Source organism: Micromonospora sp. A3M-1-15, from assembly GCF_024213425.1.
GTDB lineage: Bacteria > Actinomycetota > Actinomycetes > Mycobacteriales > Micromonosporaceae > Micromonospora > Micromonospora chersina.
The window spans coordinates 570091-590301 of sequence record NZ_JANAVK010000004.1 but is presented as its reverse complement, the minus strand read 5'-3'; the positions used below and the strand labels follow the sequence as shown (position 1 = coordinate 590301).

Annotated in this window: 12 protein-coding genes; 4 read left to right on the top strand and 8 right to left on the bottom strand. The window is 75.0% G+C overall.

Going from position 1 to position 20211, the window contains the following annotated elements:
* The first annotated feature begins 142 nt into the window (after positions 1-142).
* Positions 143-1564, top strand: coding sequence for an alkaline phosphatase PhoX (locus tag NLX85_RS23205; RefSeq protein WP_254338436.1), 1422 nt, complete (start codon positions 143-145; stop codon positions 1562-1564).
* Between the two features lie 50 nt (positions 1565-1614).
* Here the strand turns inward: NLX85_RS23205 and NLX85_RS23200 are convergent, their stop codons facing one another.
* Positions 1615-4308, bottom strand: coding sequence for a hypothetical protein (locus NLX85_RS23200; RefSeq protein WP_254338434.1), 2694 nt, complete (start codon positions 4306-4308; stop codon positions 1615-1617).
* A gap of 133 nt (positions 4309-4441) precedes the next feature.
* Complete coding sequence (locus tag NLX85_RS23195; protein WP_254338432.1) at positions 4442-5035, bottom strand: TetR/AcrR family transcriptional regulator; 594 nt, start codon at positions 5033-5035, stop codon at positions 4442-4444.
* A 262-nt stretch (positions 5036-5297) separates the two neighbouring features.
* Here NLX85_RS23195 and NLX85_RS23190 point away from each other — a divergent pair, with 262 nt between their 5' ends.
* Complete coding sequence (locus NLX85_RS23190) at positions 5298-6758, top strand: MFS transporter (protein ID WP_254338431.1); 1461 nt, start codon at positions 5298-5300, stop codon at positions 6756-6758.
* Between the two features lie 65 nt (positions 6759-6823).
* Here NLX85_RS23190 and NLX85_RS23185 read toward each other — a convergent pair whose 3' ends face one another.
* Entirely contained in the window at positions 6824-7609 is a 786-nt protein-coding gene (locus NLX85_RS23185) for an SGNH/GDSL hydrolase family protein (RefSeq protein WP_254338429.1), read from the bottom strand.
* Between the two features lie 200 nt (positions 7610-7809).
* Between NLX85_RS23185 and NLX85_RS23180 the strand changes: the two genes are divergently transcribed.
* A complete protein-coding gene (locus NLX85_RS23180) occupies positions 7810-9348 on the top strand; it encodes a M1 family metallopeptidase (protein ID WP_254338427.1) in 1539 nt (512 codons plus the stop codon).
* 51 nt (positions 9349-9399) lie between these two features.
* Here NLX85_RS23180 and NLX85_RS23175 read toward each other — a convergent pair whose 3' ends face one another.
* From NLX85_RS23175 to gltB, 4 genes are all read right to left on the bottom strand, one after another.
* Positions 9400-9912 (bottom strand): hypothetical protein, encoded by a 513-nt coding sequence (locus tag NLX85_RS23175; protein ID WP_254338425.1) that lies wholly within the window; start codon positions 9910-9912, stop codon positions 9400-9402.
* A gap of 94 nt (positions 9913-10006) precedes the next feature.
* Positions 10007-11599, bottom strand: a complete 1593-nt coding sequence (locus tag NLX85_RS23170; protein WP_254338423.1) for an MFS transporter — start codon at positions 11597-11599, stop codon at positions 10007-10009.
* A gap of 204 nt (positions 11600-11803) precedes the next feature.
* On the bottom strand, positions 11804-13312 hold the full coding sequence (locus tag NLX85_RS23165) for a glutamate synthase subunit beta (RefSeq protein WP_254338421.1): 1509 nt from the start codon (positions 13310-13312) through the stop codon (positions 11804-11806).
* The gene (gene gltB, locus NLX85_RS23160; protein ID WP_254338419.1) at positions 13305-17969 is read right to left on the bottom strand and encodes a glutamate synthase large subunit; all 4665 of its coding nucleotides are present in this window, start codon (positions 17967-17969) and stop codon (positions 13305-13307) included. Before gltB ends, NLX85_RS23165 begins: the two co-directional genes overlap by 8 nt.
* A 146-nt stretch (positions 17970-18115) precedes the next feature.
* Between gltB and NLX85_RS23155 the strand changes: the two genes are divergently transcribed.
* Positions 18116-18961: a GNAT family N-acetyltransferase gene (locus NLX85_RS23155; RefSeq protein ID WP_254338417.1), complete on the top strand. Its 846-nt coding sequence runs from the start codon at positions 18116-18118 to the stop codon at positions 18959-18961.
* 60 nt (positions 18962-19021) lie between these two features.
* Here the strand turns inward: NLX85_RS23155 and NLX85_RS23150 are convergent, their stop codons facing one another.
* Positions 19022-20209: an NAD(P)/FAD-dependent oxidoreductase gene (locus NLX85_RS23150; protein ID WP_254338415.1), complete on the bottom strand. Its 1188-nt coding sequence runs from the start codon at positions 20207-20209 to the stop codon at positions 19022-19024.
* Between the last annotated feature and the right edge of the window lie 2 nt (positions 20210-20211).

Sequence of the window (20211 nt, the reverse complement as noted above, 5' to 3'; positions counted from 1 at the left end):
GCGCGCGGGCCGGGCACAGTACGCGGCGCGCACCCGACGTTGGCCCACTGTTCATCCCGCGGTGGCCGTTCCCGCCGGACGCCGTTCCCCCGGCCCGACTTGCCTCTGCCCTGAGCAACGCTGTGAACAGGAAGGCGACGACGTGACCTCCTCCCCCATCTCCCGACGGGCCCTGCTGCACGGTGGCGCGGCCGCCGGCCTCGGCATCGTGGTGGCCGGCAACCTGGAAGCCATCGCCGGCCCGGCGGCGGCCCGGGCCGCGACCCGCCCCGCCGTCGGCTACGGCGACCTCGTCCCGGACCCGGCCGGCCTGCTGGCCCTGCCGCCCGGCTTCTCGTACACCATCGTCGCCCAGGCGGGCGTGACCCTGCTGGAGTCCGGGCAGGCCACGCCGAGCGACGCGGACGGCACCGGCTGCTTCCTCGGCCCGAACGGGTCGGTGCTGGTGAACAACCATGAGATCGGCGGCAGCGAGCCGTTCCCGGTGCCGGCGCTGGCCGGCCTGACCTACGACGCCGGCGCCCGCGGCGGCACCACCACCATCGAGGTGGACCGGCAGGGCCGGCGGCTGCGCGAGTACGTGAGCGTGGCCGGCACGCACAACAACTGCGCGGGCGGCATCACCCCGTGGGGCACCTGGCTGACCTGCGAGGAGACCGAGCAGAAGGCCGGCGGGCAGTACCTGAAGGACCACGGGTACGTCTTCGAGGTGGACCCGCACGACCGGGCCGCCAACCAGAACCCGGTGGCGCTGAAGTTCCTCGGCCGCTACTCCCACGAGGCGGTGGCCGTGGACCCGTACACCCACGCCATCTACCTGACCGAGGACGCGGGCGGCCCGAACGGCCTCTACTTCCGCTGGACCCCGCCGGCCGGCTTCCGGGCCGGCAAGGGCGCGCTGCGGGCGCTCGCCCAGCGGCCCGACGGCGACACCGCCGGCCGCCTCCAGGCGATGACCTGCTTCCGGGGCAGCCAGCACGTGGCCGACCTCTCCGAGGCCACCACCCCGGGCACCCGCTACAAGGTGGAGTGGGTGGACGTGCCGGACCGGGACGCCCGGACCGTCTCGGTGCGCAAGCAGTTCACCGACGCCGAGGTGACCCGCAGCCGCAAGCTGGAGGGCGCCTGGTGGGCCGACGGGGGCGCGTACTTCGTGGCCAGCTTCGCCCGGCACGACGACGGCAGCGTCAACGAGCACGACGGCCAGGTCTGGTTCTACGACCCGCGCACCGAGACCGTGACGCTGAAGACCATCTTCGGGGTGAACCGCGACCCGGAGGCGGACAACGGCAACTACGACGGTCCGGACAACATCACCGTCTCCCCGTACGGCGGGGTGATCCTGGCCGAGGACGGCGAGGGCGTGTCGCACCTGGTCGGGGTGACGGCGCAGGGCAAGGCGTACCCGCTGGCCCGCAACGAGCTCAACGACAGCGAGTTCACCGGCCCGACGTTCAGCGCGGACGGGAAGATCCTGTTCGCCAACATCCAGTCGCCGGGCTACGTCTTCGCGATCACCGGCCCGTGGGGCCGGCCGAGCAACGCGGACGTCGACGCGTCCTGACCCGACGGTGACGGCCGGCGGCGCCACGGGGGCCGCCGGCCGTCCCGCCGTCAGCGGGGGCGGCAGCCCGGGTCCGGGCCGCCGTCGGCCACCCCACACGCGAACACCTCGACCGGCGGGGCGGCCACGTCGGGCACCCGGGCCACGGTGAGCAGCGCCAGCCGCTTGGCGACCGGCTCGCCGGAGTCCGGGGCGTACCGGACCAGGCCGCCGACCCCCGGGTAGCCGCCGGCGGCGTTCTGCCGCAGCACCTCGGCGTGCACCCCGACGGGGTTGACCGAGCGCGGGTCCCAGCGCCGGCCGGTGTCGGCGTGCCGGAGCCGGGCCGCGAGGCTCTCCAGCGCGCGCACCATCATCATCGAGGCGTCGTAGGCGAGGCTGACCCGCTCGCCGACCGGCGGACCGGCCCCGTCGCGGCAGCGCGGCGGGTCGAGCAGGTCGTCCGCGCCGATCCAGGTGAGGAAGCTGCCCCGGGCGTCGTCCCGCCGGGCCTGCGCGGCCCGCAGCGCGGCGCAGGTGGCCAGGGCGGCCTTCGACACGTACGTCACCGGCAGGTTGCCCGGTGCGCTGGCCCGCAGCCCGGGATTGGCCATGTAGCGGTTCACCGAGTCGTCGGCGACCAGGTGGCGGGGCGGGTCGGCGCCGCACTCCTTGAGCGCCCGCAGGAACCCGTCGAACTCCGACCAGCGCCCGGCGAAGAAGAGCATCCCGGAGTAGCCGCACTCCTGGGTCATCCGCCGCCCGCTGCGCCACTCGTCGAGCCGGGTGAGCCGGCTGCCGAACCGCTCGCGCAGCCCGTCGACCAGGGTGGCGACGTAGAGGTCCTCGGCCAGCGAACTGCCCTCGCCGGTGGTCCAGTAGACGTGCGCCTCACCCACCCGCAGCACCTGCCGGGCGTACGCCTCGACCATCCGCACCTGCTCCCGGTTGGGCGCCGACATGGCCAGGTAGAGGCTGGAGTTGGCGTCCATCCGGTCGGCCGACAGGGTGGGCGCCAGCACGGGCAGGCCGACCCGGTTGAGTTCCCGCAGCGCCGAGGCGGTGCTGGTGCGGCTGTCCACGAGCCCGACCACGCCGAGCACCGTCGGGTCGTCGCGGGCCAGCCCCTCCAGGAGCCGGACCGCCTCGCCGGCGTGCCGCATCTGCCGGCCGGCGTTGGCCACCACGATGTGCAGCAGCGCCGCGTCGTCCGCCGCGGCCGACTCCTTGAGCAGCGCGTACTGGGCGGTCGCCATGCCCTCCAGTTCCTCGCGCTCGGAGACGTAGGACTCCTCGTCCGCGCGGGTCCGGTTGCCGGTGAGGCTGCCCAGGTAGACGAGGGTCAGGTAGGGCCGCCGGTGGTCGCTGCGCCGCCACACCTCCTCGGCGGCCCGGTTCTGCGCGAAGATCCGCCGCTGCACGGCGCGGAGCCGGTCCTGGCCGGGCTCGCTGTTGAAGACCTGGCCGGCGGTGTCGCTGTAGCCGACGCACTCGCCGCCGACCAGCCGCACGGTCACCCGGTCGATCGGCCAGGGGCGGCAGTCCGGCGCCCACCGCCCGGTGGCCCACACGCCCACCCCGGCCAGCAGCACGAGGGCCACGGCGGCCGGCAGGAACCGCCGCGACCACCAGGGCGGGTCGGGGGCGACAAGCGCCGGCGGGACGACGCCCGCCGGGGCGCCGAGGTCGTCGCCGTCGATCCGCAGCACCACGACCCAGGCGCCGGGGCGGCGCAGCCGCCGGATCTCCGGCAGCGCCTCGGCCCACTCCTCGTACGCCTCCTCGGCCTGCGCCACCGGGCGGGCCGCGGCCGGCTCCGGCGGCGGGCCGGCGGCGACGGCCACCACCAGCAGCGGGTCGTTGCGGCCGGTCTCGTTGCGCACCTCGTCGAGCAGCCGGACCACTGTGTGCCCGACGTTGTCGGTGGCCACCCCGTCAAGCAGCAGCACCGGGTACGCGGTGCGCCGCCAGTCCCCCGGCCGCCAGAACCGCCGCCGGTACGCCTGCCGCAGGTCCTCCAGGAAGGCGTGCAGCAGCAGCTTCTCCACCTGGACCGGGTGCTCGCCGTCGCGCCAGCCGGCGGTGAGCCGCTCGGCGAAGCCCAGGAAGGTCACCGACTGCCGGGGCGCCAGGTACTGCTGGCGCATGAACCAGCGGTACTGCCGCCCGAACACCGGCACCCGGCCGGAGACGGCGATCCGGAAGACCACGCTCGGCACGGCCCGGCGCAGCAGCCAGAGCAGGACCTGGAGCGCGGTGCCCACGGCGGACCCGCCGCCCACCTGGGGATCGTCGCCGGCCCGCCGGCCCCGCCAGTCGCGCAGCCGGCGGACCAGCGCGGCCCGGCCGCTGTCCGCGGCGTCCACCCCGACAGCCAGGCTCTGGTGCATCAGCCAATCGGCGAGCGGGTAGTGCCGGAACCGCAGCCGGGCCGCCCCGAACGCCTCCACGGAGAGCTGCCGGTGCAGCTCGCGCAGCACCCCCGCGACGTCGTCAGGCCCGGGGCGGGCGGCGCCGGCCGCCGGGCGGGCGGTCAGGTCCAGCACGGCGTGCGGGACGCGGCGCCGGGTGCCCTGGCCGACGAAGCGGCGCAGCAGGGCGCCCGCCGCGCCGTCGCCCGCCGGCCGGACCAGCCAGAGCAGCGGCAGCCGCCGGTCGCCGCGGCGGGGCCGCCGGAGCAGCCGGGCCAGGAGGTGGAGCAGTTCGAGGCCGCCCGCCGGAAGCTTCTCCCGTGCGGGCCGGGACCGGATCGCCGGTTCGCGCATCGTCACCTCCGGGTCACGGCGGGTGTCGCACCATTGTCGACACCCGGCGCAACGCCGGGGAGCCCGACCGTCCGGCGTGGACCGCCGGGTGGCGACGCTCAGCCGGTCGGGGCCGGCGCGGCCGACCGGAGCGTCAGCGGTACGCCGCCGGGTGGCGCAGGCCGTCCAGGGCGATGGTCAGCACCCGCTGGCGCTGGGCCGGCTCCATGAACTGGTAGGCCATGATGCCGCTGACAAGCCGCACCACGTCTTCGAAGCTGGCGTCCGGCCGGGCCGCACCGGCCTCCTGGGCGCGGTGCAGCAACGGTTCGCCCGCGGCGTAGATCTCGGTGCGGCAGCTGCGGAACACCTCCGAGTCGTGCACCAGCTCCTCGGCGAGGGCCCGCTTGGTGCCGACGTAGTCGACGAACCGGTGCAGCCAGGCGACCAGCGCGTCCCACGGGGGCACGTCCGCCAGATCGGCGGCGGAGGCGCTGAGCGCGCGGACCTCCTCGACGTAGACCGCCTCGAACAGGTCGCTGCGCTTCGGGAAGTTCCGGTAGAGCGTCCCGATGCCGACCCCGGCCCGCCGGGCGATCTCCTCGAGCGAGGCGCCCGCGCCGAACTCACCGAACACCTCCCGGGCGGCGGCGATCAGCGCGTCGTAGTTCCGCCGGGCATCCGCCCGCTTCGGGCGGCGGGCGAAGACCTCCCCGACCTGGTCGGCGCTGGCCATGACGGGCGTCACCCCTCTCCCCTTGCAAGCGGAGGCATCCCTCCGCTACGTTAGTGGAGGCACCCCTCCGGAACTGACCGGAGCCTTGCCTCCGGATAGCTTACTCCGGCCTTCCCCGCCGATCCCACCCACCGCGGTCGGCGAACCAGACATCGGACCCGGGAGGTCCCACCATGCCCGCGAACCGCTGAGACACCCCCTGGGCCGCCACCGTCGCCGATCCGCGCGAGCGGCCCGCCCGGAACACCTCGCCCCACGAACGGGAGTCATTTCCGTGATCGACACCGTCCGGCGCGACTCGCGCCGGTTGACCTTCCTCGTCCTCGCGGCCGGCGCCGGCTTCTTCGCGATGCTCCAGTCGCTGATCACCCCGGTGCTGCCCACCATCCAGCACGACCTGCACACCTCGCAGAACACCGTGACCTGGGTCCTGACCGCCTACCTGCTGTCCGCGTCGATCTTCACGCCGGTCCTCGGCCGGATCGGCGACATGGTCGGCAAGGAGCGGACCCTGGTCGTCTCCCTCGCCGCGCTCGCGCTGGGCTGCCTGCTGGCCGCCGTCGCGCCCAACATCGGCATGCTCATCGCCGCCCGGGTCGTCCAGGGCATCGGCGGCGCCGTCTTCCCGCTCTCGTTCGGCATCATCCGCGACGAGTTCCCCGCCGCCCGGGTCAGTTCGGCCGTCGCGGCCATTTCGGCGATCGTCGCCGCCGGCGGCGGCCTCGGCGTCGTGCTGGCCGGCCCCATCGTCGCCACCCTGGGCTACCGCTGGCTGTTCTGGATCCCGATGGTCGTCGTCGGCCTCACCGCGCTCGCGGCGCACCGGTTCGTGCCGGAGTCGCCGGTGCGCACCCCCGGCCGCGTCAACTGGGCGGCCACCCTGCTCCTCTCCGGCTGGCTCGTGGCGCTGCTGCTGCCGGTCAGCAAGGGCGCGGCCTGGGGCTGGACCTCCGGCCGGGTGACCGGCCTGCTGGTGCTCGCCGCCGTGCTCCTGGCCGGCTGGCTGGTGGCCGAGGCCCGCTCGGCGAACCCGCTCATCGACATGCGGATGATGCGCCTGCCGGCGGTCTGGACGACAAACCTGGTCGCCCTGCTCTACGGCGCCTCGATGTTCGCCGTCTACGCCTTCCTGCCGCAGTTCGTGCAGATCCCGACCAGCGCCGGGTACGGCTTCGGCGCGAGCATCACCCAGGCCGGCCTGCTCATGCTGCCCATGCTTGTCGGCATGTTCGTCGCCGGTCTCGTCGCCGGCCGGCTGGCGGCCCGGTTCAGCGCCAAGGCGCAACTGGCCACGGGCGCCGTGTTCAACGTGCTCGCCGCCGCCATGCTGACCGTCGCGCACGACACCCGCTGGGAGATCGGCGTGGCCGGCGGCCTCGTGGGCCTCGGCATCGGGCTGGCCTTCGCCTCGATGGCCAACCTCATCGTGGCCAACGTGCCGGCCCGGCAGACCGGCGTGGCGACCGGCATGAACGCCAACATCCGCACCATCGGCGGCGCGATCGGCGCCGCGGTGGCCAGCACCGTGATCACCGCCCACCCGCAGGCGAGCGGGCTGCCCCGCGAGGCCGGGTTCACCATGGGCTTCCTGCTGCTCACCGGCATCTCCCTCGCCGCCGCCCTGGCCGCCCTGGCCGTGCCCTCCGGCCGCCGGGCGGCGCGGGGACGGCACACCGAGCCGACGGTGCGCGGCACCGAGCCGGACCTGACCGGCGAGCTGGTGCCGGCGCGCTGACCGGCGGACGGCAGCGGCAGGCGGCCGGCGGTCCATCGCGGACCGCCGGCCGCCGTCGCGTCGGGTCAGCCGATGGCGGCCGTCAGCGCGGCCAGGTAGCCGTAGCGGTAGCCGTCGGCGTCCGGGTGGTACGCCTCGACGAGCCCGCTCACGTCGTTGATCCACGGGTCGGCGGCGCAGACGCCGTGGCCGGCGAAGAACGGCCGGGCGTCGACGAAGGTGGCCCCGGCCGCCCGCGCCCGGTCCGCGATCACCGTGGCGAGCAGGTCGGCGGCCTGGTTGAGGATGGTCCGCTTGTAGGTGCTCATGGCCAGCAGGCCGCAGTAGTTCGTCTCGAACAGCCGCGGGTAGCCGAGCACCACCAGCCGGGCGTTGGGCGCCCGGTTCCGGATGGCGGCGTAGGTGTTGTCGAGCCGGCCGGGCAGGGTGGCGGTGGCGAAGGCCCGGGAGTCGTTGACGGCGCTCTCGCAGGACGAGGTGCTGCCGAACCGGCAACTGGTGATGACGTCGGCGAAGCCGGCGTCGTTGCCGCCGATGGTGACGGTGACCAGGGTGGTGCCGGTGCTCAGCGAGTTCACCTGGCTGTTGATGACGTCGGCGGTGACCGCGCCGCCGCAGGCCGGGAACCTGAAGCTGGTGACCGCGTGCGCGGCGGCCCAGAGCGGGGCGTACGACTTCTGGCTGCGCAGGCAGGTCGAGAGGTCGTACGGGCCGGCCCCGACGCCGGAGGAGTAGGAGTCGCCGAGGGCGACGTAGTTGACGGTTGCCGCCTTGGCGACGCCGGGGGTGAGCACGGCGCCGAGGACGGCCGCGAGCAGGGCGGCCAGGGCGGTGCGGGCGCGACGGGACATCACAGGACCTCCACGGGACAGGGGTGGTGGAGCCCGTTGACCGCGCGCGTGGCCAGAGGGTGGGGCTTGTTACTAGTCGGTAATCCTATCGAAACATTGCCATAAATTGAATAGCGCTCGCTCACGATCGGGGGCAGACGCGTTCACAACCGTCGATTAGGTTGGCGGTGCGTACACCCCCGATGGAGGGAGTCCACCCCGTGCGACGCGCTCTCACGGCGGCCATCGCCGCCCTGACCGTCACCACCGCCGGCACCGTCGTGACCGGTGCCCCCGGCCAGGCCGCCCTACCGGGCTGGGGCCGGCCGAAGAAGCCCGCGGCGGCCACCCCGACCCCGGGCAGCCCCGGGCTCGGCGACAGCTACTTCCCCGACTACGGCAACGGCGGCTACGACGTCGGCCACTACGACATCCGGCTGCGCTACGAGCCGGCCACCGACCGGCTCAGCGGCACCACCACGGTCCTGGCCACCGCCACCCAGGACCTGTCCCGGTTCAACCTCGACTTCGCCCTCGACGTCGAGTCGGTCCGGGTCAACGGCTGGTCGGCCGGCTTCGCCCGGGAGGGCGCGCACGAGCTGGTGGTCACCGCGCCCCGGCCGATCCTCAAGGGACAGCAGCTCACCGTCGTGGTGAAATACGCCGGCGTCCCGTCGGAGACCCTGGTCCAGGGCTACACGGGCTGGACCCGGGTCGCCGACGGCGCGCTCGCCGTCAACGAGCCCGAGTCGGCCTGGTGGTGGTACCCGAGCAACGACCACCCGACCGACAAGGCCACCTGGGACATCTCCGTCTCGGTGCCGACCGGCGTCGAGGTGGTCAGCAACGGGGTGCAACCCCGCGCCCCGCTGCCCGAGGCCGGCAACCGCACCCGGTGGAGCTGGCGCAGCGTCAAGCCGGGCGCCACCTACCAGGCGTTCCTGGCCATCGGGCAGTACGACATCGTCACCGACACCGCGCCGAACGGGCAGCCGGTGGTGAACGCGTACAGCACCACGCTGGGCGAGCGCGAGCCGGCCGCCCGGGCCAGCATCGAGCGCACCGCCGAGGTGGTCGACTGGGAGAGCGGCGTGTTCGGGCCGTACCCGTTCGAGGCGCAGGGCGGCGTGGCCGGCCCGATCGACGGCTTCGGCTTCGCCCTGGAGACGCAGGGCCGTCCGGTCTACGGCCCCGGCTTCTGGCGGCGCGGCTCGAACACGTACGTCGTGGTGCACGAGAACGCCCACCAGTGGTTCGGCGACTCGGTCTCGGTGGCCGACTGGCGCCACATCTGGCTGAACGAGGGCTTCGCCTCGTACGCCGAGTGGCTCTGGTCGGAGGAGCAGGGCGAGGGCACCGCCCAGGAGCTGTTCGACTTCACCTACGCCTCCTACCCGGCCGACTCGGACTTCTGGCAGGTCCTTCCCGGTGACCCGGGCGCCGGCGACATCTTCGCCGACGCCGTCTACGACCGGGGCGCCATGGCGCTGCACCAGATCCGGCTGGCCGTCGGCGACGAGGCGTTCTTCCGGATCCTGCCGGCGTGGACCGCCGAGCACCGCTACGGCAACGGCACCATCGCCCAGTTCCAGGCGCTCGCCGAGCGGATCTCCGGCCGGGACCTCGACGCGGTCTTCACCACCTGGCTGTTCACCGCTGGGCGCCCGGAGCCGGCCGCCGCCGCACGGGTCGCGGTGGCCCCGGCCCAACCGAAGTCGTGGGCCGCGATCCGCGCCGCCCACCAGCTGCTGGACCGCTGACCGGCGCCGGCCGGGGCCCGCTCCACCACCCGGGGAGCGGGCCCCGGCCGGTCAGGCAGCCACCGGGGCGGCCGGGGCCGGTGCCGCCGCCTCGATCGCCCGGATGTGCCGGTACGCGAGCCACAGCGGCGGGAACGCGCCCACCGCGAAGGACAGGTCGACAAGCGTCCAGAACCAGGGGATGTCCCGCACCGGCCCGCAGATCAGCGCCAGCGGCACGATCCCGGCGCAGGCGATCATGCCGACCTGCACCACCCAGACGTTGCGCACCGGGTCGCGCAGCGGCCCCCAGAACGCCACCGCGAGCACCAGGTGCGCGAAGGCGAGCCAGTCGGTGCCGTAGAGCATGAACGGATAGCGCTCGCCGGTCTCGACCAGGCCGGTGTGGACCCGCTCGATCCACTCCACGAGCGCCGGGAACTGCCCGGCGAGCGGGTCGAGCGCCCGGAGCAGCCAGCGCACCTCAGGCTCCAGCGGGAACGCGGTCACCCCGCTGATGAACAGACCCACCACCACGATCCAGAGCCACCGGCGGATGCGCCGGAGGCGTACCTCGACGTCCATGCCCGCAGCGTAGTGACGATCTTCGCGCCGTCGGGCCCCGCGCGGCCCGGCGGCGGCATGACCTCGCTCACCCCGCCGGGCACCGCAGGCCGGGTCAGGCGGCGGGGCAGCCGTCGCGGTGCGCGAACGGCGACCGCAGCCCGGTCCACCGGGAGCGGTGACGGCCCCGGTGGGGCGCGCAGCCCGCGCAGTCCTGGGCCGCGCGGGCGGCCCGGCTCGACCGGACCCGGCCCGCGCCGCGACGCGCGCCCGGGAGCGCCACCGGTGACGCGCCCGCCGGCACGGCCGGCCGGGGCAGCGTCGCGGCGGCGAGCCCGGCGCCGGCCGGGCGGACGACCCGGGCGGCGCCGGCGGTCGCGGCAACCAGACCCGCGCCGGCCGGGCGGACGACCCGGGCGGCGGTGGCGGCGACCCGGCGGACCGGGCGGGCGGCGGGCACCGCCAGCACCCGGGTGAGCCGGTGCGCCAGCCTGCGCTCGCGGAGCCGGTCCAGGGCCACGCCGGCCGCCGCGGTGGCGACGGCGGTGACCGTGCCGGCCAGCACCAGGGTCTGCCGGGGGCCGACGTGCTCGGCGAGCCAGCCGAGCAGCGGCGCGCCCACGGCCGCCGACACCGAGCCGGTGACCGCCAGGGCGGCCAGCACCCGCCCGCGCATCGCGTAGTCGGTGTCGAGCTGGGCCCGGGCGCCGACCGTGGTGTCGATGACCACCGCCGCGGCCGCCACCGGCAGGATCACCGCGGCGAAGCTCAGCGTGCCCGGGGCCAGCCCGGCGACGATCTGCAGCCCGCTGGCCAGCAGGCCGGCCCCGACCAGCACCGCGTAGCCGAGTTCCGCGCGGCGGGCCGCGAACAGGGCGCCGAGCACCGTGCCGACCGCGAAGACGGTGGAGAGGAGCCCGTAGCCGGAGGCGCCGCCGTGCAGCGGCCCGTCGCTCATCGCGGCCATGGTGACCTGGTAGTTGCGGCCCAGACTGCCCAGCACGAAGGAGAGGGCCAGGGCCACCAGCACCACGGGCTGGCCCAGCAGGTAGCGGAAGCCGGCCCGGATGCCGCCGTCGGCCGGGGCCGCGTCGGCCGTCGCGGCCGCACCACCGTGCCGCTCCCCCTCGCGTACCGCGAACAGCGCCACGACGACCGCCACGAAGCTGGCGGCGTTCGCGGCGAAGAGCAGCGCGGGGCCGACGGCGGCGACCACGACGGCGCCGAGGCTCATGCCGAGGATCCGCCCGGCGGAGTTGGTGAGCGAGCCGAGCGCGAGGGCGTTGCCGAGGCTCTCCCGGTCGACGAGCGTGGAGGCCCAGCGGCCCATCACCGGCCCCTCGATCGCCGACACGGCCCCGGTGGCCAGCGAGATCGCGTAGATGGCCGGGAGGCCGCCGGCGCCCGTGACGGCGACCACGGCCAGCCCGGCGGCGAGAAGCGCGTGGGCGGCCTGGGCGCCGATCAGCAGCGGCTTGGCGGGCACGCGGTCGGCCAGCGCGCCACCCCAGACGCTCAGCACCAGCGTGGGCAGGGCCTGGAGCAGGACGGTGAACCCCATCGAGGTGGCCGATCCGGTCTCGGCCAGCACGAACCAGTTGACGCCGAGGACCTGCATCCAGGTCCCGATGACCGACACGAATCCGGCCGCGGCCCAGATCCGGTAGTTGCGGTGGCGCAGCGCGGCGAACGTGGCGCCGAGGGCCATGAGTGTTTCCCCGTCCAGACGGTGACACGACGAAGCCGGACCCCGCGGGTCCGGCCAGCGCACAAGTCTGGCGGCGGTCAAACCTCCCGACGACAGTTGGTGAGAGGGTTCACCAGCACGGTCGGGCGCCCGGGCCGCGCCGGGCACGAACCGGACGCCACGACACCCCGGTCCGCCGGGGACCGGGGTGTCGTGACGCGCGGGTCAGCGGGCGGCGAGCGGCTGCCGGGCCGGATCGACAGGCGCGGGCAGCGTCCCGACCCCGCCCAGGTACGCGTGGATGGCCGCGGCGGCGGCCCGGCCCTCCGCGATCGCCCAGACGATCAGCGAGGCGCCCCGGTGCATGTCCCCGGCCACGAACACGCCGTCGGCGCCGGCCTGCCAGTCGGGGCGGGCGTCGATTGCGCCCCGGCCGTTGCGGGTCACCCCGAACTGGGCCAGCATCGGCTGTTCCTCGGTGCCCTCGAAGCCGATGGCGAGCAGCACCAGGTCGGCCGGGATGTCCCGCTCCGAGCCGGGCAGGGCCGTGACGATCCGGCGGCCGTCGACCTTCTCGACGGTCACCTCGGCGATCCGGACCGCCCGGACCTGGCCGGTGCCGTCGTCGACGAACTCCTGCACCGCCACGGCGAAGACCCGCGCGCCGCCCTCCTCGTGCGCCGGGTAGCTGCGCAGCACCCACGGCCAGGTGGGCCACGGGTCGCGGGCGGCGTCCCGGTCGGCCGGCGGCTCCGGGTAGAGGTCGAGCTGGTGCACGCCGGCCGCGCCCTGCCGGTGGGCCACACCGAGGCAGTCGGCGGCCGTGTCGCCACCGCCGATGATCACCACGTGCTTGCCGGCCGCGTCGATCGGCGTGCCGTCGGGAAGCGTGGCCAGGGCCGGCCTGCCCTCACCCGCCGCGGCCACCACCTTGTTGGCGGCCACCAGGTGCGCCATGGCCTGGTGTACGCCGCGCAGCGCCCGCCCCGGCGTCTCCGGGGTGTCCCGGCCCTGCAGCGCGCCGCAGGCGAGCAGCACCGCGTCGTGCTCGGCGCGCAACTGCTCGGCGGTGACGTCGACGCCGACGTTCACCCCGGTGCGGAAGCGCACCCCCTCGGCGGCGAGCTGCGCCAGCCGCCGGTCGATGTGCCGCTTCTCCAGCTTGAAGTCGGGGATGCCGTAGCGGAGCAGGCCGCCGAGCGCGTCGTCCCGCTCGTACACGGTGACGGCGTGGCCGGCCCGGGCGAGCTGCTGTGCGGCGGCGAGACCGGCGGGGCCGGAGCCGACCACGGCGACGGACCGCCCGGTCGGGGCCGGCGCGGGCTGCGGGCGGAGCCCGCCCCGGGCCACCGCGGCGTCGGCGATCTCCACCTCGACCTGCTTGATGGTGACCGGCTGCTGGCCGCCCAGCCCGAGCACGCAGGCCGCCTCGCAGGGCGCCGGGCAGAGCCGGCCCGTGAACTCGGGGAAGTTGTTGGTGGCGTGCAGCGACTCCACCGCCGAGTCCCAGCCGCCGGTGCGGACCAGGTCGTTCCAGTCCGGGATCCGGTTGCCGAGCGGGCAGCCGTCGTGGCAGAACGGGATGCCGCAGTCCATACAGCGGGTGGCCTGCTCGCGGATCAGCTCCTCGCCGGCCGGCGGGTAGACCTCCCGCCAGTCCATGATCCGCACCGGGACCGGGCGGCGGGCGGGCAGCCGCCGGTCGTAGCGCAGGAAACCGTTCGGGTCAGGCACGAGCCACCTCCTGGGCGACCGCCCGCGGGGCGGGAGCCACCGGTGCGGCGGATGGCGCAAGCGCGCTCATCACCGCGTCGTCGACGTCACGGCCGGCGGCTTCGGCGGCCCGCATGATCTCCAGCACCCGGCGGTAGTCCCGGGGCACCACGGCGGTGAACTCCTCCACCGCCTCCGGCCAGCGCTTGAGCAGCTCCTCGGCGACCGCCGAGTCGGTCTCGGCGAAGTGCCGCTGGACCAGCTCGTGCAGGCGCTCCCGCTCCTCCTCGCGCAACGGCGACAGGTCGACCAGCTCGGCGTTGACGAGCCGCCGGTCCAGCCGGTGCACGAACGCCGTGCCGCCGGACATGCCGGCCGCGAAGTTGCGCCCGGTCGGCCCGAGCACCACCACCGTGCCGCCGGTCATGTACTCGCAGCCGTGGTCGCCGACGCCCTCGACGACGGCCACCGCGCCGGAGTTGCGCACCGCGAACCGCTCGCCGACCCGGCCGCGCAGGAAGACCTCGCCGCCGGTGGCGCCGTACAGGATCGTGTTGCCGGCAATGATCTGGTCCTCCGCGCGCCGGCCCGGGTCGGCGTCCGCGCCGACGAACGGCGCGGCGGCGTCCGGGCGGACGACCAGCCGCCCGCCGGAGAGGCCCTTGCCGACGTAGTCGTTGGCGTCGCCGTGCAGGCGCAGCGTGACGCCGCGCGGCAGGAACGCGCCGAACGACTGGCCGGCGGTGCCGTGCAGCAGGAACTCGACGGTGTCGTCGGGCAGCCCGGCGCCGCCGAAGCGGCGGGTCACCTCGCCGCCGAGCATCGCGCCCACGCTGCGGTGCTCGTTGCGGACCGCCACCTCGACCCGGACCGGGGTGCCGTCGCGCAGCGCCGGCTCGGCCAGGGCGATGAGCTGGTTGTCCAGCGCCAGCTCCAGGCCGTGGTCCTGGGCCCGGATCCCGCGCCGGGCGGCGCCCTCGGGCAGCTCGGGCAGGGCCAGCACCCGGCTGACGTCGAGCCCGTGGCCCTTCCAGTGGTCGATGGCGGGGGTGACGTCGAGCAGCTCGGTGTGCCCGATCGCCTCCTCGACGCTGCGGAAGCCCAGCTCGGCCAGGTAGCCGCGGACCTCCTCGGCCAGGAAGAGGAAGAAGTTCTCCACGAACTCCGGCTTGCCGGTGAAGCGCTCGCGCAGCACCGGGTTCTGCGTGGCGATGCCGACCGGGCAGGTGTCCAGGTGGCAGACCCGCATCATCACGCAGCCCTCGACGATCAGCGGCGCCGTGGCGAAGCCGAACTCCTCGGCGCCCAGCAGCGCCGCGACCAGCACGTCCCGGCCGGTCTTGAGCTGGCCGTCGACCTGCACGGTGACCCGGTCGCGGAGCTTGTTGAGCAGCAGCGTCTGCTGCGCCTCGGCCAGGCCCAGCTCCCAGGGGGTGCCGGCGTGCTTGAGCGAGTTGAGCGGGGACGCGCCGGTGCCGCCGTCGTGGCCGGAGATCAGGATGACGTCGGCCTTGAGCTTGGCCACGCCGGCGGCCACGGTGCCCACCCCGACCTCGCTGACCAGCTTGACGTGCACCCGGGCGGCCGGGTTGACGCACTTCAGGTCGTGGACGAGCTGGGCCAGGTCCTCGATCGAGTAGATGTCGTGGTGCGGCGGCGGGGAGATCAGGCCGACGCCCGGGGTGGCGTGCCGGGTCCGGGCGATCCACGGCCACACCTTGTTGCCGGGCAGCTGGCCGCCCTCGCCGGGCTTCGCGCCCTGGGCCATCTTGATCTGGAGGTCGTCGGCGTTGACCAGGTATTCGCTGGTCACGCCGAACCGGCCGCTGGCGATCTGCTTGACCGCCGAGCGGCGCCGCGGGTCGCGCAGCCGGTCGACGTCCTCGCCGCCCTCGCCGGTGTTCGACTTGCCGCCGAGGCGGTTCATGGCGATGGCCAGGGTCTCGTGCGCCTCCGCCGAGATCGACCCGTACGACATGGCGCCCGTGGCGAACCGCTTGACGATCTCAATCGCCGGCTCGACCTCGTCCAGCGGCACCGGCGGGCGCACCCCGGTACGCAGGGTGAACAGCCCGCGCAGCGAGCCGCCCCGCGCGGCCAGCTCGTCGACCTTCGCGGTGTACTGCCGGAAGACGTCGTACTGGCGGCTGCGGGTGGCGTGCTGGAGCAGGAAGACCGTCTCCGGGTTGAACAGGTGCAGCTCGCCCTCGCGGCGCCACTGGTACTCGCCGCCGACCTCCAGCCGGTCGGTGGCCCGCCCGCCCGGGGCCGGCCAGGCCAGGGCGTGCCGGGCGGCCACCTCGGCGTGGATCTCGGCCAGCCCGATGCCGCTGATCGTGCTCGGGGTGCCCCGGAAGTAGCGCTGGACCAGGCGGGTGTCCAGGCCGACCGCCTCGAAGACCTGCGCGCCGCAGTACGACGAGACCGTCGAGATGCCCATCTTCGACATGATCTTCAGGACGCCCTTGCCGAGCGCCTTGACGTAGTTGCGGATCGCCTTGCCGGGGTCCACGCCGACAAGCGCGCCCGTGGAGACCATGTCCTCGACCGACTCGAAGGCCAGGTACGGGTTGACCGCCGCCGCGCCGTAGCCGATCAGCACGGCCGCGTGGTGCACCTCGCGGCAGTCGCCGGACTCGACGATGAGCGCCACCTGCGTACGGGTCTGCTCCCGGACCAGGTGCTGGTGCACGGCGGCGGTGAGCAGCAGCGACGGGATCGGGGCCAGGTCGGCGTTGGAGTCCCGGTCGGAGAGCACCAGGATGCGGACGCCGTCCTCGATCGCCTCGGAGACGTGCCGGCAGATCTCGGTGAGCCGCGCCTTGATGCCGGCGCCGCCGTCGCGGACGCGGTAGAGCCCGGAGACCCGGACCGCCTTGAAGCCGGGCAGGTCGCCGTCCTCGTCGATCGAGAGGATCTTGGCCAGCTCGTCGTTGTCGATCACCGGGTAGGGCAGCACGATCTGCCGGCAGCTCGCCGGGCCCGGGTCGAGCAGGTTGCCCTCCGGCCCGATGGTGGACGCCAGGCTGGTCACCAGCTCCTCCCGGATGGCGTCCAGCGGCGGGTTGGTGACCTGCGCGAAGAGCTGGTGGAAGTAGTCGTAGAGCAGCCGCGGCCGGGTCGACAGCGGGGCGATCGGGGTGTCCGTGCCCATCGAGCCGATCGGCTCCGCGCCGCCTCGGGCCATCGGGGCGAGCAGGATCTTCAGCTCCTCCTCGGTGTAGCCGAAGGTCTGCTGCCGGCGGCGTACCGAGTCGTGGGTGTAGACGATGTGCTCGCGCGGCGGCAGCTCGTCCAGCCCGATGAGGCCGGCGTGCAGCCACTCCCCGTACGGGCGGGCGGCGGCCAGCTCGGTCTTGATCTCGTCGTCGGAGACGATCCGGCCGTTGACCGTGTCGACCAGGAACATCCGGCCGGGCTGGAGCCGGCCCTTGGCGACCACGGTGGCCGGGTCGAGGTCGAGCACGCCCGCCTCGCTGCCCAGCACCACCAGGCCGTCGGCGGTGTGCCACCAGCGGCCCGGGCGCAGCCCGTTGCGGTCCAGCACCGCGCCGACGATCTCGCCGTCGGTGAAGGCGACCGAGGCGGGGCCGTCCCACGGCTCCATGAGGCTGGCGTGGAACCGGTAGAAGTCGCGCTTGTCGGCGCGCATCTCCGGGTCGTTCTCCCACGCCTCGGGGATCATCATGAGCACCGCGTGCGGCAGGCTCCGCCCGGCCAGGTGCAGCAGTTCGAGGACCTCGTCGAAGTTGGCCGAGTCGGAGGCCGCCGGGGTGCAGACCGGGAAGACCCGCCGGATGTTGCCGGGCAGGTTGGGGCTGCGCAGCAGCGCCTCCCGCGCCTGCATCCAGTTCCGGTTGCCGCGGATCGTGTTGATCTCGCCGTTGTGCGCGATGAACCGGTACGGGTGGGCCAGCGGCCAGGACGGGAACGTGTTGGTGGAGAACCGGGAGTGCACCAGCGCGATGGCACTGACCACCCGCTCGTCGGTCAGCTCCGGGTAGAACGCCGGGAGCTGGTCCGGGGTGAGCATGCCCTTCCAGACCATGGTCCGGCCGCTCAGCGACGGGAAGTAGGCCGGCACGCCCCGCTCGGCGGTCTCCCGCTCGACCTGCTTGCGCAGGCAGAACGCCACCCGGTCCAGGTCGAGCCCGGTCAGCGGGGAGCCGGCCGGCCCGGCGGGCGCGCCGGTGAGCCGGTGCGCGGCCAGGAAGAGCTGCCGGACCCGGGGCATCGCCGCGAGGGCGGTCTCGCCGAGGCCGGACGGGTCGGTGGGCACCTCGCGCCAGCCGAGGATGTCGGCCCCCTCGACCAGGGCGTACTTCTCCACCACCTGGCGGGCCCGGGCCTCGGCCGCGTCGTCGTCGGGCAGGAAGACCAGGCCGGTGGCGTACTGGCCCACGGGCGGCAGCGGGAAGTCGACGACCGCACGCAGGAACGCGTCCGGCACCTGGATCATGATGCCCGCGCCGTCACCGGTGTTGTGCTCCGCGCCCCGGGCGCCCCGGTGGTCCAGCCGGCAGAGCGCCCCGAGGCCGTTCGCGACGACCTCGTGGGAGCGGCGCCCGTGCAGGTCGGCCACGAAGGCCACACCGCAGGCGTCGTGCTCGTGCGCGGGGTCGTAGAGCCCCGTCGTCCGCGGGGCCGGCTGGGGGCTGTGAGGGTACGGAAAGGCCACCGGGCCTCCTGTCGTCACTCAGGTTGGAACATGGTGGGGACGACGTCGGCCCTCGGGGGTTTTATTGAGTCTACGTTAGGGCTTCCGGCGCAAGGCCAGTTCAGATTGATCACACTTCCAGAATCTGGGACGTGTAGTCTCGCGCGGTGGATTTCGTACGCGCTGACGCGCTCGACCGGTTGGAGCGCTTCTACGACGCGGTGCCCCGGGACGGGGCGCGGGCGGAGGAACACGGCGCCCTCGTGCTGTTCGTCCGGGACGGTGCCGGATGGCCGTTCTACGCCCGCCCCCGGCTGGACGCCACCGAGGCGCCCTCGCTGGCCGACGTGACCGCCGTCCGGGCCCGGCAGCGGGAACTGGGCCTGCCGGAGGCGTTCGAGTGGGTGCACGAGGTCACCCCGGACCTGCTGGCGGTGGCCCGCTCGGCCGGGCTGAGCGTGCTGGAGGCGCCGCTCATGGTGCTGGAGCCGGAGCAACTGCCCGACCCGGCGACGCTCAGCGACGTACCGGTGCGGGTCCTCGACCCCGCCGACCCCGGCTTCGCGGCGGACGTGGCGCTGCGCCGGGCCGTCGCCGCGGTCGGCTTCTCGCACGGCGGCACCGCGCGCGGCGAGGCCGGCCCGGCCGAGCGGGACGCCGCGATCTCCCGGCTGGACGTGGCCGCGCTGGACGAGGAGGCGGTCCGCATCGTCGACGGCCGGCGCATCTCGGTGCTCGCCGAGGCCCCCGACGAGGGGGCGCTGGCCAGCGGCATGGCCATGCGGGTCGACGACGTGGCGGAGATCGCCGGGGTGGCCACCCTGCCGGCCGCCCGCCGGCGGGGTCTCGGCGCGGCGGTGACCGCCACCCTCGCCCACCGGCTGCGCGCCGCCGGCACCGACCTGGTCTTCCTCTCCGCCGGCAGCGAGGAGATCGCCCGGGTCTACCTGCGGGTCGGCTTCCGCCGCGTCGGGACCGCCTGCATCGCCGAACCCACCGCCGTGATCGGCTGACCCCGCCCGCCCCGCCGGGGAGGCCGTGCCCAGCAGGCGCGGTCAGGCCGGCGGGTGCGGTCAGGCCGGCGGGTGCCAGGAGGCGGCCGCGGTCGCCGCCGTGTTGCGCAGCCGCGGGCTGATCGTGCCCAGCGCGGCGTCGCGGGCGCGCAACGCCAGCCGGCCCCGCGTCTGCAGGACGGCCGACATCCTCCGGGTCTGCCGCACCATGGTCGCCGCGCGCGGCCGGCGCAGCCGGTCGTAGGCGGTCACCGCGTCGGGGAGGCGGGACTCCCGCAGCAGGGCCGACAGGGTGGCCGCGTCCTCGAAGGCGAGGCAGGCGCCCTGCCCGAGGTGCGGCGGCATGGCGTGCGCGGCGTCGCCGAGCAGCACCACCCCGCCCGGCCCGGCCGGGAACCCGTACGCCCGGGGCAGCGGGCGCAGCTCGCGGATCTCCTGCTGCACCACGTCGGCCGGGTCGGTGGCGTCCAGCAGCGTGGCGATCGGTGCGGGCCAGCCCGCGTACCAGCGCTTGAGCAGGGCGAGCTGGGTCTCCGGCGGCTCGGGCCGGGGCGCCCCGGCCGCGGTGGCCACCCAGTAGATGCCGCCCCGGCGGGAGGCGCCCGCCGTGCCCCGGTCGCCGAGCGAGGCGGCCACGAAGCGGTAGCCCGCGCCCAGCGTCTCGCCGTGCACCGGCTGGTCGTCGGGGAGCTGCGGGGCCCGGTACCAGGGGATGACGGCCCGCCAGGCGGCGCAGCCGGAACTCACCACCGCCGTCTCCGGGGCGAGGTGCCGGCGGATCTCGCTGTCCGTGCCGTCGGCCGCGACCACCAGGTCCGCCTCGACGGTGTGCCGGCCGTCGCCGACCGCGGGACGCTCGCCGGGCGCCGCCCGCACGGTCTGCACGGTCACCCCGGTGCGCAGCTCCACCTGGTCGCCCAGCCCGGCGATCAGGGCGTCGTGCAGGTCCTCCCGGTGCACGACCACCGGCATCCGCTCGGCCGGGGTGGGTCGGGGCTGCACCAGCCAGTGCCCGTCGGGGCGGCGTACCCCGCCGTCGGGCAGCGGGGTGGCGATCGCGTCCAGCCCGGCGCCGAGGCCGAGGGCGCGCAGCGCGCGTACCCCGTTGGGCCAGAGCACCACGGCGGTCGTCTCGGGACGGACCCGGTCGGCCCGTTCGAGGAGGGTGACCCGCCAGCCGGACCGGGCCAGCGCTCCGGCCGTCGCCAGGCCGCCGAGGCCGGCGCCGACCACCACCGCGCTCCGCATGA